General features: G+C 32.6%; 12 protein-coding genes. 7 read left to right on the forward strand and 5 right to left on the reverse strand.

Annotated elements, in window-relative coordinates; translation table 11 throughout:
- The first annotated feature begins 5 nt into the window (after positions 1 to 5).
- Both K1X16_RS05775 and K1X16_RS05780 read left to right on the forward strand, forming a co-directional pair.
- Positions 6 to 770 carry a sulfite exporter TauE/SafE family protein gene (locus K1X16_RS05775; RefSeq protein ID WP_225035375.1) on the forward strand — a complete coding sequence of 255 codons (765 nt, stop codon included), beginning with the start codon at positions 6 to 8 and terminating at the stop codon, positions 768 to 770.
- Positions 771 to 857: 87 nt separating this feature from the next.
- Positions 858 to 1,316: a YtxH domain-containing protein gene (locus K1X16_RS05780; RefSeq protein ID WP_195872485.1), complete on the forward strand. Its 459-nt coding sequence runs from the start codon at positions 858 to 860 to the stop codon at positions 1,314 to 1,316.
- A gap of 39 nt (positions 1,317 to 1,355) precedes the next feature.
- Here K1X16_RS05780 and K1X16_RS05785 read toward each other — a convergent pair whose 3' ends face one another.
- Genes K1X16_RS05785 through K1X16_RS05800 form a run of 4 tightly spaced genes read right to left on the reverse strand, consistent with a single transcriptional unit; the run spans position 1,356 to position 5,938 of the window.
- A complete protein-coding gene (locus tag K1X16_RS05785) occupies positions 1,356 to 2,372 on the reverse strand; it encodes a carboxypeptidase-like regulatory domain-containing protein (protein ID WP_225035376.1) in 1,017 nt (338 codons plus the stop codon).
- Complete coding sequence (locus tag K1X16_RS05790; protein WP_195872487.1) at positions 2,359 to 4,191, reverse strand: GNAT family N-acyltransferase; 1,833 nt, start codon at positions 4,189 to 4,191, stop codon at positions 2,359 to 2,361. Before K1X16_RS05790 ends, K1X16_RS05785 begins: the two co-directional genes overlap by 14 nt.
- A gap of 20 nt (positions 4,192 to 4,211) precedes the next feature.
- Positions 4,212 to 5,462, reverse strand: coding sequence for an aspartate kinase (locus K1X16_RS05795; RefSeq protein ID WP_195872488.1), 1,251 nt, complete (start codon positions 5,460 to 5,462; stop codon positions 4,212 to 4,214).
- Positions 5,462 to 5,938: a GNAT family N-acetyltransferase gene (locus K1X16_RS05800; RefSeq protein WP_195872489.1), complete on the reverse strand. Its 477-nt coding sequence runs from the start codon at positions 5,936 to 5,938 to the stop codon at positions 5,462 to 5,464. The genes K1X16_RS05795 and K1X16_RS05800 overlap by 1 nt, the downstream gene beginning before the upstream one ends.
- Before the next feature lie 125 nt (positions 5,939 to 6,063).
- On the opposite strand from K1X16_RS05800, the gene fbp reads away from it, so the two are divergent.
- Positions 6,064 to 7,071, forward strand: a complete 1,008-nt coding sequence (gene fbp / locus K1X16_RS05805) for a class 1 fructose-bisphosphatase (protein ID WP_225035377.1) — start codon at positions 6,064 to 6,066, stop codon at positions 7,069 to 7,071.
- 89 nt (positions 7,072 to 7,160) lie between these two features.
- Here fbp and K1X16_RS05810 read toward each other — a convergent pair whose 3' ends face one another.
- On the reverse strand, positions 7,161 to 7,592 hold the full coding sequence (locus tag K1X16_RS05810) for a TerB family tellurite resistance protein (RefSeq protein WP_195872491.1): 432 nt from the start codon (positions 7,590 to 7,592) through the stop codon (positions 7,161 to 7,163).
- 250 nt (positions 7,593 to 7,842) lie between these two features.
- Between K1X16_RS05810 and mfd the strand changes: the two genes are divergently transcribed.
- The 4 genes from mfd (at position 7,843) to K1X16_RS05830 (ending at position 14,002) form a co-directional block, all read left to right on the forward strand.
- On the forward strand, positions 7,843 to 11,178 hold the full coding sequence (mfd, locus tag K1X16_RS05815; RefSeq protein ID WP_225035378.1) for a transcription-repair coupling factor: 3,336 nt from the start codon (positions 7,843 to 7,845) through the stop codon (positions 11,176 to 11,178).
- A complete protein-coding gene (locus K1X16_RS05820) occupies positions 11,171 to 12,031 on the forward strand; it encodes a DMT family transporter (protein ID WP_225035379.1) in 861 nt (286 codons plus the stop codon). The genes mfd and K1X16_RS05820 overlap by 8 nt, the downstream gene beginning before the upstream one ends.
- A 62-nt stretch (positions 12,032 to 12,093) precedes the next feature.
- Positions 12,094 to 13,398, forward strand: a complete 1,305-nt coding sequence (locus tag K1X16_RS05825; RefSeq protein WP_225035380.1) for a TlpA family protein disulfide reductase — start codon at positions 12,094 to 12,096, stop codon at positions 13,396 to 13,398.
- 7 nt (positions 13,399 to 13,405) lie between these two features.
- Positions 13,406 to 14,002, forward strand: coding sequence for a hypothetical protein (locus K1X16_RS05830; RefSeq protein ID WP_225035381.1), 597 nt, complete (start codon positions 13,406 to 13,408; stop codon positions 14,000 to 14,002).
- Positions 14,003 to 14,021: the final 19 nt, after the last annotated feature.

Raw genomic sequence — 14,021 nt, forward strand, 5'->3', positions numbered from 1 at the left:
TATCATTGTCTTATTTAGAAATTCTACACGCTTATAATTTAACTGCGTTTCAATGGATGGCTATTGGATTTGCAGTTTTTTTATTGGGTTTATCCAAATCAGGAATTAAAGGTGTAGGTATTATTCTTATTGTGATACTTGCCTTTGTTTTTGGAGAAAAAGCATCTACAGGCATTCTTCTTCCTATGTTAATTTGTGCAGATATATTAGCTGTTATTTATTACAACAGACATGCAGATTGGGTGATTATCAAAAAACTAATTCCATGGATTATAGTCGGTGTTTTAATTGGAGTTTGGGTAGGGAATGATATTTCTGAAATCGTTTTTAAAAAATTAATGGCGATTATAATACTTGTTTCAGTGGGTATTATGATTTACTTAGAAAAGCGAAAATCTACGTATATACCACGTAACAAGTTGTTTTCAACTGGTATTGGTTTATTAACTGGTTTCACTACTATGATAGGTAATTTAGCTGGTCCGGTTTCTAATATTTATTTTTTAACCATGCGTTATCCTAAAAATGAATTTATAGGAACTGCGGCATGGTTATTTTTTATTATCAATATGATTAAGCTTCCCTTTCATGTCTTTGTTTGGGAAACCGTTACGATAGACACATTAGTTTTAAACTCCGTGTTAATTCCTGCGGTTATTTTAGGGTTTATATTGGGAGCAAACATTGTAAAACTCATTTCAAATGTAAATTACAGACGATTTATTATAATCGTTTCCGCTATTGGAGGCCTAATTATGTTATTTAGGTAAAAAAAGATTACCCTTTGATAACATATATTATTTAAGTTGATTCATAATATTTCATTAACTTTATGGTTTAACTTAAAACAAAAAAATATGTCAGAAGACAATAAAGATTTAGGCAACGATCTTAACGATATGTTAGACGATGCTAAAGATGGCGCTAAAAAAGCAGGCGATAAAATAAGCCAGAAAACTAGTGAATTTTCAGATGATGCAAAAAAAGCGGCTGATGATTTTAGCAACGATGCAAAAGAAGTATTCAGTGATGGTAAAAATGTTGCAATTATTGCCCATATTACTTTTATCGGATGGATTATTGCTATTGTTATGAATAGTAGTAATAAAACCGAATTTGGCTCTTTTTACATTAGACAAAATTTAGGTTTAATTTTATTAGGTGTTGTTTCTTCTTGGATTCCTATTGTAAACTTAGTAGCCTGGATAGTTCTATTAATTGCTTGGATAATGAGTTTAATCTCTGCATTAGGTGGTGAGATGAAACCGACCTTTTTACTTGGTAAACAATATCAAGAATGGTTTAAAGGTTTATAAAATATTAAAAACCCAGAATGTTAATTCTGGGTTTTTTATTTACTCTTTTCCAGTTAAACCAAAAGCTAAAGGCAAGGTATCACCAATTCTCTGATTTCCCATAACACCACTAAAATAAACTCCTACAACAGGTGTAAAATTACCATAAGAATCAACATAAAATTCGGGCACTTCTAATTGAATTTTAGATTGATCATTTTTCTCAAATAGGATAGAGACATTTTCTTTTAGAGTTACTTTCTTAAAATCTTCATTCTCTAAAGCTTCAACCAAAAAATATTCCCACTCTTCTACCCTAAATTTATCATGGTATATCCAATACCCTTCTGCTCTCAAGTTTTTATTGTAAAGCGACCTTAAAAAGTGCTGAACAGATCCTTTATAAGCTTTATCTCTATGTTTTAAGGTTTTCTTTTTTGTAGTATATAAATCATTGTAGAAGGACGTACCATAGAACGTTACAGAATTAACCGAAAACCGCATTTCGCTAAGATTAGCATATCCAAAGTTGGTCTCAAATTCCATTAAATCATAGGTAATTTCATATTCTAAGGCTTTATTTAAAATTTGAAGTGGCACTTTTGAGCTGGCATATAACGCCTTATTGTGTTTGTCATATTTTAATACTAAATCGTCTTCATTTAATATTTTACACGATTTCCCAAACTTAGAAGTTCCTAGAAATTCTTTTCTAAACAATCTCAATTTCTGTCGTCTTGTTAAACCGTCGTCATATGCTATATGAACTTCATCTAAAGTATTATCTGCTTCAACAAGTTCTACGTTGATATTATTTTGACTTCTATAATCGGAAATCAAGACCTTATCAAATCCTAAATAAGAAATCACTAAAGTAGATTGAACAGCGTCTGAGTAGTCAATTGAAAACTCGCCATTAGCATTTGTAGTGGTACCAATTGTAGTATTATTAAAATATACAGAAGCGGTCTCAATTGGCTGTTGTGTAATTTTATCTATAACACGACCTGTTAAAGTTTGTGAAATACAAATTATTGGGAATAAAAAGAATGCAACACCAAGCTTACTTATCCTCATTATTATCTGTAAACTTACGTTCTAATTCGGCCTGAAATTCTTCCATCACAGGTCTAACGGTACTTTCTGGTAAGTCGGCAATTTTAATATACATTAAACCATCCACGGCATTATTAAACATAGGATCTACGTTAAACGCTACAAGTCTAGCGTTTTGTTTAATGTACTTTTTGAGTAACACAGGTAAACGTAAGGCTCCTGGTTCTACCTCATCTATAATCTTATCAAATTTATTTAAATCGGCTTCTGTTTCATCAAAAACAAACTCCTTATCTGCATCTTGGAGTTTAACCTTAAACTCTTTTTTAGGACGTACATACTGCGCTACATAAGGATCATAATAATGCGATTTCATAAACTCAATCATCAAACTTTTAGAGAAATTTGAAAACTGATTACTTATACTCACGCCTCCTATTAAATATTTGTGTTCAGGATAACGCAATGTAATATGTACAATCCCTTTCCAAAGTAAAAATAAAGGCATTGGTTTTTGCTGGTAGTTTTTTATAATAAAAGCCCTTCCCATTTCTATGGATTGACTCATCATTTTATGCAATTCTGGTTCAAAACGAAACAAATCTTGCAAATAAAAACCATCGATACCGAAACGTTCAAAAATCTTAGAACCTAAACCCATTCGGTAAGCTCCTGCAATGACATTTTGTTCGTTGTCCCACAGAAACATATGGTGATAATACGTGTCAAATTTATCTAAATCCGTAGATTCATTAGTACCTTCTCCAACTTCTCTAAATGTAATTTCCCTAAGTCGGCCTATTTCCTTTAAAATATTTGGAATATCTTTCGGCGACGCAAAAAACACTTCATAATTTTTACTCATTAAAAGCCTGCCGTCTTCAACTCTAAGTTTATCAACCTCAGCAATCATTAATTTTGGTGCAACAGGGGTCTCAATTCGTTTGGGCATTTTAGCCACTTTTAATTGCGATTGAATATTATCTAAAATCTTAGGTTTATCTTCAAAAGTTTTAGATAACATATAGGTTTTTCTCCTTAAGAATTCTGAAAATTCTGGAAGATTTGGATGTTCTTTCTGATCTTTAATAGAAATCGGTCTACCCACTCTTACCTTTATTACTCGACGTTTTTGGGTTAATAATTCTGACGGTAATTTTGCCGTTCGTAGTGTGTCACTCAACTTAGACAGCCTGTAAAATAAACGACTATTTTTAGCATGAAAATAAATAGGAACGATAGGAACTTCTGCCTTTTGAATAAGCTTCATAGCAGCCTCTTCCCACTGTTTATCTACAACTAATTTTCCATCTCTATAGGTAGAAACTTCACCAGCAGGAAACACACCTAATGGATGTCCTTCGCGCAAATGCATAATGGCATTTTTAAAACCTGCAATACTACTTTTAGCGTCCTTTCGGTCTTCAAAAGGATTCACTGGCATTATATATGGTTTTAAAGGTTCTATTCTATGTAATAGAAAATTAGCGATTATTTTGAAATCGCTTCGTTGCTCTAACATTAATTTTAACAGCAAAATACCATCAATACCACCAAGCGGATGATTAGAAATGGTGATATATGGTCCTTCTTTGGGCAGACGCTTCATGTCTGCTTCAGGAATTTCGAACTTAATTTGAAATTCGTCTAAAATACCATCTAAAAACTCTAGTTTATTGAGGTGCTTATTTCGGTTATAAACCTTATTTAAGGTCGATATTTTAAGTACTTTCATCAATACCCAACCAGAAAAAGTTCCCAAAAATCCATACTTATCAGCATGAATTGCTTTTGCAACTTCCTTTGCGGTAACTAAACCGGTATCAGATGATTTCCCCATAAAACAAATGTAACAACTATTTATTTAGTAACAACCTGTACGGTTCCTTGAGCTAACTGCTTAAGTAAAACTGTTTTATCTTTTTCAAGCTCTTTTACAACAACGTCATTATAATGTCTAATCGTATAAAGACTTACATTATTATGACAAACAACCTTAAATTTAGCCTTTAAATGTTGTAGCAGTTTTTCTAAATTATCATATAAATTATCAATACAAACAGAAAAGCTAATCGCAGAATTCTGAATTACATCAACCTTCATTTTATACAAGTGTAATAAACTAAATATTTCACTGATATTTTCTTCCATAATGTATGAAAAATCTAAGGACGACAGAGAAATTAACGTCTGATTTTTCTTTACAATAAAACACGGAATCTCTGGCACTAAGGCTTTCCCTTTACTTACGCAAGTGCCATCACCTTCAGGATTTAAAAACGATTTTACATACAACGGAATTTCTTTTCTCTGTAAAGGTTGAAGCGTTTTTGGGTGAATTACTGAAGCTCCGTAAAAAGCCAACTCAATAGCTTCTCTATAGGATATTTGATGTAATAATTGTGCATTTTCAAAATAGCGAGGATCTGCATTTAAAACACCAGGAACATCTTTCCAAATGGTTACACTATTCGCGTTTAAACAATAAGCAAAAATCGCTGCCGTATAATCACTTCCTTCGCGTCCTAAAGTCGTGGTAAAATTATTGGCATCACTACCTAAAAATCCTTGAGTAATATTTAAAATATTAGGATTTAAGTGCGCTGAAATATTCTCTTGTGTTTTTTCCCAATTTACATTAGAGCGTCTATAATAACTGTCTGTTTTTATAAATTCTCTCACATCCACCCAATTATTTTTTAGGCCTATTTCATTTAGATAATGACTAATAATTGTGGTCGAAATTAATTCACCATAACCAATTACTTGATCGTACACATAATTATAATTTGGAGATTTATTGCTTTTAAAAAAGGCATTTAATTCGTCAAAAAGGGTCTTTACATCTGTAAATACTTGGTGACGTTTATTCTCAAATAAATCTACTAAAATATCATCGTGGCATTTAACAACCTCGTGAATTGAACTTGGTAATTCGGGTTTGTTTTCAAAATAATTCTTGATAACTAACTCCATTCTATTAGTCGTTTTTCCCATTGCAGAAACCACAACTAACGTGTTGTCAAAACCAGTAGTTTTTAAAACTTTTGCTAAATTTTTTACACCATTTGCATCTTTTACTGATGCACCACCAAACTTAAATATGCGCATTATAATTGGGTTAAATAATTCTTAATTCCTTTTTCGTCTAGATGTACAACATTCCAATCGCGTTTCACATCTGCGCCTTTACTTTCGTAGAACGTTATAGCTGGTTCGTTCCAATCTAAAACCTCCCAACTTATTCGTTTTACTCCTAGCTCTTCACCATATTTCACAACGGTATCTAAAAGCAGAGATCCTATACCTTTGCCTCTACATTTTTCGCTAACAATAAGATCTTCTAAATGTAGTATTTCGCCTTTCCATGTCGAGTATCTTGGGTAAACCAAAGCAATACCTTCAATGGTATTTTCAATTTCAGATACAAAACAAATAAATTTTGGTTGGTCTCCAAAACCATCATTTTCTAAATCTGATTTTGAAATTTCTACCGCGTCTTCTTCTTTTTCAAACGTTGCCAGTTCTTGAATGAGTTCTAAAACTCTTGGCATATCTTCGATACGTGCTAATCTAGGTTGGTTCATTTTTACAAATTAAAAAATCAAAGGTAACTAAACTCACATTACAAAATAATTTTTTTAAAGTACGAAAACGTTATAGTTTGTTAAAAAGTACGATATTTGTGTGCTACTAAACAATATATTACTTCATGTCAAAAAGAAAACAAACCTTAGGTGAATTTATAATTGAAAATCAAACCTCCTTTAAATACACTTCTGGGGAGCTTTCTCGGCTTCTTAACTCTATTCGTTTAGCGGCAAAGGTGGTTAATCACGAAGTTAATAAGGCTGGTTTGGTAGATATCATTGGTAATGCTGGTGATACTAATATTCAAGGTGAAGATCAGCAAAAGCTCGATGTTTATGCCAATGAAAAATTTATACAAACACTAACAAAAAGAAACATAGTTTGTGGTATTGCTAGTGAAGAAGAAGATGATTTCATTGCTATTAATAGCCAAGATGAGAATAATCAAAATAAATATGTCGTTTTAATTGATCCGCTTGATGGATCGTCTAATATTGATGTAAATGTATCTGTAGGAACTATATTTTCTATATATAGACGCGTTACTCCATTAGGAACACCTGTAACTTTAGACGATTTTTTACAAAAAGGTAGTGCACAAGTCGCTGCTGGTTATGTGGTTTATGGTACGTCTACCATGTTAGTTTATACTACAGGACATGGTGTTAATGGGTTTACTCTTAATCCTGCCATTGGGTCGTATTATTTATCACATCCAGATATGGAATTCCCTGAAGATGGTCATATTTATTCTGTAAATGAAGGTTATTATTCAGATTTCCCTGTGGGAATTAAAAAGTATATAAAGTACTGCCAAGAAGATGGTGAAGACAGACCGTACACAAGTAGATATATTGGATCTTTAGTTTCTGACTTTCATAGAAATATGATTAAAGGTGGTATTTACATGTATCCTAAAAGCTCTAAAAATCCTAATGGTAAACTACGTTTACTTTATGAGTGTAACCCTATGGCATTTATTGCAGAACAAGCCAAAGGAAAGGCCAGTGATGGGTTTGCAAGAATAATGGACATTCAACCTACAGCACTACATGAACGTGTGTCATTTATTTGTGGTAGTAAAAATATGGTAGAAAAAGCAGAAGAGTTTATGCGCAATGCGGAATAAAAAACTTACGTCTTAAAACTAAAAAGCGACTATACTTTAACCACTTAGAGTTAAATTATAGTCGCTTTTTTCTTTCTAATTGAACTGTTTTATTCGTTCATAGATTTTATACCGTCCTTAAAATCATCGAGATCAACCTTATCGTAAGCTAATGCTAATGCTTTATCGGCAATATATTTAACATTTTTAGAGTGAAACCCTATTCCTACACAAAGTTTCTCCAATAACCAATGCTGATTAGGCCCTTCAATATCATCAGCCCAAACCATTCGTGCTAAATCATACAAACGTTCTAAACGTTGATCGTAAGAATGCGGAGCATTTATAGGATGCGTATTATAATCTTCTAAAATTTTCTTATAATCGAGATCTGAAATACTTAAACGTGTTGCTAAACGATCTAAGAAAGCTCTCTCTTTATCTGTAATTACACCATCACTCATAGCAACCCTTACAATTGAAGCAAAGTGATCTTCATTACGTTTTTTAAATCCGCTATCGAATAAATCTGAAAATGACATATATCTATTTTATTTAAAATCTAATTATTAATTCTTAACAAATATATACTCTTTAATAGAATTTATCAGCACGCAACACTTCAAAAATTTTATATGTTTTCAGACGCTTCTTCTTTTTGAGGGATAAAAAACACAAAATTTAGAGACACTTTAAGAACCGCTTCGTTAGTGCATAAATATTATTTGATTTTATTTTTGAAGAAACAAATAAATAAAATCATGTATTTTTACATCTTCAAACAAAAGAAACTTGAGTAAAGTATCTATTGCCCAAACATTCGCACAGACTTTGCAACTGCAAAATCTGCAAACTACTATTGCCCAAAACCAAGCAAAAGTACATTTAAAAGGTCTTGTTGGTTCATCGTTATCAATCACAATTTCCGAAGCTTTTAAAACAGCCGAGCAACCATTTTTATTGATTTTTGATGATAAAGAAGAAGCTGCTTTTTACCTTAACGATTTAGAACAACTCATCAATACTAAAGATGTGTTATTCTATCCAGGAAGTTATCGCAGACCTTACCAAATTGAAGAAACCAACAATGCTAATGTCCTTTTACGTGCCGAAGTTTTAAATCGGATTAATTCCCGTAAAAAACCGTGTATAATTGTTACGTATCCTGATGCCCTTTTTGAAAAAGTAGTTACTAAAAAGGAACTTGAAAAGAACACTTTAAAAATTTCCGTTGGAAACGATTTAAGTATCGATTTTGTTAACGAAGTTTTGTTTGAATACAAATTTAAACGTGTCGATTTTGTTACAGAACCAGGTGATTTCTCAGTTAGAGGAGGTATCGTAGATGTGTTTTCATTTTCACATGATGAGCCTTACCGAATAGAGTTTTTTGGGGACGAAGTTGATAGCATAAGAACCTTTGACGTAGAAACACAACTGTCTACAGAGCGCATAAAAAAAGTTAGCATCATTCCAAATGTGGCTAATAAATTAATTGCTGAACAACGTGAAAGTTTTCTAAAATACATTTCTAATAAAACGATTATTTTTTCTAAAAATGCATCACTTACATTTTCTAGAATTGATGATTTTTTCAATAAAGCTGAAGACACTTTTAATAGTTTATCTAGTGATGTAAAGCATGCAGAACCAAAAGAATTATTCTGTAATTCAGAAGTCTTAAAACGACAGTTTTTAGACTATGCTTTAGTAGAATTTGGATCTGAAGCCTTTTTCGCCGAACAACTTATTGCATTTTACACAAAGCCACAACCCGCTTTTAATAAGCAGTTTAATCTGTTAATTGAAAACTTAAATGATAACCACAGCAACGGAATAACAAATTATATTGCTTGTGTAAGTGAGCAACAAGCAAAACGGTTTCATGATATTTTTGATGACGCAGAACAAACGGTACATTATAAAACTATTGTGTTGTCTTTATATCAAGGTTTTATAGACACTGAACACAACTTAGCTGTTTACACAGACCATCAAATATTTGATCGTTACCATAAATTCCATCTTAAGAATGGCTACGCGAAAAAGCAAGCCATCACCTTAAAAGAATTAACCAATCTCGAGATTGGAGATTATGTCACGCACATCGATCATGGTATTGGAAAGTTTGGAGGGCTTCAAAAAATTGATGTCGAGGGTAAAAAACAAGAAGCGATAAAACTGGTTTATGGTGAACGCGATATTTTATACCTCAGCATTCACTCTTTGCATAAAATTACCAAGTTTAATGGTAAAGACGGTAAGCCACCAACAGTTTATAAACTGGGCAGCAAAGCTTGGAAAACCTTAAAACAAAAAACCAAATCTAAGGTTAAAGAAATTGCCTTCAACCTTATAAAACTTTATGCTAAGCGAAAGTTGAAAAAAGGATTTCAGTATGCTCCAGACAGTCACATGCAGTTAGAGCTTGAAGCGTCTTTTATTTATGAAGATACACCAGATCAAATTTCATCCACTGCAGACATAAAAGCAGATATGGAAAGTCAGCGACCAATGGATCGTCTTATTTGTGGAGATGTTGGTTTTGGTAAAACTGAAGTTGCCATAAGAGCCGCTTTTAAAGCTGTTGATAATGGAAAACAAGTTGCTGTTTTAGTACCAACCACCATTTTGGCGTATCAACACTCCCGAACATTTAGAGAACGTTTGAAGGATTTTCCCGTGACTGTAGATTATGTCAATCGTTTTAGAACAGCCAAAGAAAAACGTGAAACTTTAGAAGGCTTAGAAAAAGGAAGCGTAGATATTATAATTGGCACACATCAGTTGGCTAATAAAAACGTTAAGTTCAAAGATTTAGGCTTGCTGATTGTTGATGAAGAACAAAAATTCGGTGTTGCTGTAAAAGAGAAATTAAAGACCATAAAGGAAAATGTTGATGTATTAACGTTAACGGCAACTCCAATCCCAAGAACACTTCAGTTTAGTCTAATGGCGGCACGAGATTTATCAGTTATTAATACCGCTCCGCCAAATCGATATCCAATTGAAAGCCATGTGATTCGTTTTGGTGAGGAAACCATTAGAGATGCCGTGAGTTATGAAATTCAACGTGGTGGCCAAGTGTTTTTTATTCATAATAGAATTGAAAACATTAAGGAAGTTGCTGGTATGATTCAACGTTTAGTGCCAGATGCTAAAATCGGAATTGGTCATGGACAGATGGATGGTAAAAAACTCGAAAGTTTAATGCTAGCTTTTATGAATGGTGAGTTTGATGTTTTGGTCAGTACAACCATTATAGAAAGTGGCTTAGACGTGCCAAATGCCAATACTATTTTTATTAATAATGCTAATAATTTTGGATTGAGTGATTTGCACCAAATGCGTGGACGTGTTGGTCGTAGTAACAAAAAAGCCTTTTGTTATTTTATTACACCAGAATATTCTGCCATGACGACTGATGCCAGAAAACGGATTTCGGCATTAGAGCAATTTACAGAATTAGGTAGCGGATTTAATATTGCCATGAAGGATTTAGAAATCAGAGGTGCTGGTGATTTATTGGGTGGCGAACAAAGCGGATTTATTAATGATATTGGGTTTGATACTTATCAGAAAATCTTAAATGAAGCTATTGACGAATTAAAAGAAACCGAATTTTCAGATTTATATAAAGATGATGGTAAACCGAAACAATATGTTAAGGACATGACCATTGATACGGATTTCGAATTGTTATTTCCAGACGATTATATCAATAACATTACCGAGCGTTTAAATCTTTATACCAAATTAAACGCCATTAAAACTGAAGAAGAACTCGCTACATTCGAAACTGAAATTATTGACCGTTTTGGTGAATTACCAACACAAGTTTCAGACTTATTAGATAGTGTGCGTCTCAAATGGATTGCGACTAAAATGGGCATAGAAAAACTGATTATGAAACAAGGTAAAATGATTGGTTATTTTGTGCAAGATCAACAAAGTGGATTTTACCAAAGTGATGCATTTACCAAAGTGTTACAATTTGTACAAATGAATGCTGGTAAATGTAAAATGAAAGAAAAACAAACCCGAAAAGGGCTGCGCTTATTGCTATCTTTCGAGAATATTAAATCTACCAAACAAGCATTAACCGCATTATCTAAGATAAATGAATGAAAAAAGTCATTTAAACCACCTCTTTCTGCTCATAGTCGCAACGATATGTCTTAGTACTTCTGGGCCTTTAGGAAAGTTTATAGATTTACCAACACCTATAATTATTTGGTGGCGCTCAATTTTGGCTGCAGTACTTTTATTCGTTTTTTGTATTTATAAAGGCATTGATTTAAAGGTTAAAAACAAAAAAGACCGCCTCACTTTTTTTATCGCAGCACTTTTAATGGGAGGCCATTGGATCACTTATTTCTATGCCTTAAAGCTTTCAAACGTAGCTATTGGAATGATTTCATTATTTACATTCCCAATTATAATTGCACTTTTAGAACCTTTCTTTTCAAAAACAAAGTTAGATCCTATTCATATTGTTTTGGGTATAATGGTACTTCTTGGTATTTATATTTTAGCTCCAGAGTTTAGTTTAGAAAGTAGTCAGTTACAAGGTGTTCTTTTTGGTGTGCTTTCGGCTATATGTTATGCCTTAAGAATTCTAATATTAAAAGGTCATATAAATAAATATAATGGCACTATGCTAATGTTTTACCAAGTGCTTATTCTAACTGTTGTCTTAGCTCCTGTTTTATATGTTATGGACAGCTCTAATATTACAACCCAATACCCATACGTTCTTTTACTAGCCATCGTAACAACCGCTATTGGTCATACGATGTTTGTAAATAGTTTAAAGTACTTTAAAGCCAGTACAGCAAGTATTATTGGTAGTACACAGCCAATTTTTGGAATTATTATTGCTTTCGTTTTTTTAAATGAGCTACCTTCATCAAATACTTTTATTGGTGGTGGTTTAGTATTAGCAACCGTAATTATTGAAAGTGTAAGGTCTAAAAAGTAACAAAATAGTTAATATGGCTTAATTTTTGAAACTAAATTTACAGATATTAATAGTACATCCAAATGAAAAAAATCTTAATCCTTATAGTCGTATTACCATTAATTTCTTTTGCCCAAAGCGTAAAAGGCACCTTTTCTCCTGCAGAAGATTTTACTTATGCATTTTTATATAAAGCAACACCAGAAAGCGCTCATTATGTTAACCGAGGACAATTAGATAGTTTAGGAAGTTTTGAAATTCCGTTAGATGAATCCGTTACTCCTGGTATCTATAAAATTGTATATGCCACTCCACCAGAGGAAAATAATTTCGATTTTATTTACGACGGAAAAGAAACAGTAGTCTTTGATTTTAGCTTTGAAAAAGGCATAAAATTCACCCAATCTGAAGAAAACAAACTTTGGGCATCTTACCTAAAAAGTATTGATATGGTGAACCAAACCATTAGCAATTATTACTCTAAAGAAAATAATGACAAGAAAGGTTTTACAGCTATTTTCAAAACCTTAAAAGACACACAAACGGCTTATGAAGAGTTAGCTAAGGACAAGCTAGTTTTTAGTTTTATTAAAGCCAATAGACCTTACATTCCAACACAATATGAAGATATTAGTACGTATTCAAATAACCTTAAACAGCATTATTTAAGTCAGGTAAATTTTAGTGATAATCTGTTACAAAGTTCATCTTACCTAGTAGATCGCGTTTCTGCGTATGTTTTTAATATGGTTGCCAATCCTAGTGAAGACACCTACAAACAGCATATTGATGATGTTGCAGCTGCCATTAGCAATGACGATTTACGAATTAAAACAAGTCTCTTAGAAACACTATGGCATCGTTTTGTAACGGTAGAAAATTATAATATAGCCAATTATATTACTGACAGTCATTTATTAGAGTTAGCAAAAGCCTCAAACAATAAGGTATTGGAAAACATGTTGACTTCTTTTAAAAACACCTCAATTGGATCTAAAGCACCAAATTTTGAAATCAACTTAAAAGATGACCAAAAAACAAGCTTACACCAATTAGAAGGTGCAGAAAACTACTTGCTTATCTTTTGGAGTAGTAGCTGTAGTCATTGTCTAAGTGAATTGCCAAAAGTGAAAGCTATGGTAGCAAATAAACCCAACCTAAAAGTTGTTGCTTTCGGCTTAGAAGACAACACGAGAAATTGGGAAAAAGAAAAAGAAAACTATCCTGATTTTATTCACCAAATAGGCTTAGAAAAATGGGAAAACCCTATTGTGGAAACCTACGGTATTTCTGCTACACCAATGTATTTTTTATTGAATTCTGATAAAATCTTTATATCGAAACCTCAAGGTTTTGAAGAGTTAGAAGTTTTATTGAAGGATTTGTAATCTCCGCATGTATAGCGTTGAAGAAGTAAGAAAAAACTACAAACGTTTTCCTGATGCGAAAATTGAAAAAATCGCAAGAAACGAATCTAAAGGTCTACGAAAAGAGATTCTTACAGTCCTAAAAGATGAAATTATAAGACGACAATTAAACCGAAGTCTTATTAGTTGGGTAGACTCAGAAACGCAATCCTTTACTGGTTTAGAACGACAAAATCTTATTCGTAAAATCCAAAATCAGCGGTGTGTAAAATGTTCAGAAAAACGTAAACTTTATGGTTTTGAAACGCATACTGTGAAATCTTTTCTAATTGGAATGAGTACCTCTAGAAATGAACAGATTCTTTGTAAACCTTGTGGAAAACAAGAAAAACTAAATGCAATTGTAATGACTTTCTTTGCTGGCTGGTGGTCTGCCAAAGGGTTTCTATTAACTCCTTTTACTATTTTTAAAGATGTAATCAACTTCTTATTTATTGAAAAAATCAGTGATCGCATTCTTAATGGTTTTGTCGATGATGTAACGGGTTCTTTTCGACGTTACGGCACCGACGATAACGTAATTTATAGACTTATAAAATGGAAAAATAAGTCGGATGATAATTAACGCTAAAAAGAAAAACGCT

The sequence above is a fragment of the Winogradskyella sp. SM1960 genome (assembly GCF_020179375.1).
In the GTDB taxonomy this organism is placed as follows: domain Bacteria; phylum Bacteroidota; class Bacteroidia; order Flavobacteriales; family Flavobacteriaceae; genus Winogradskyella; species Winogradskyella marina.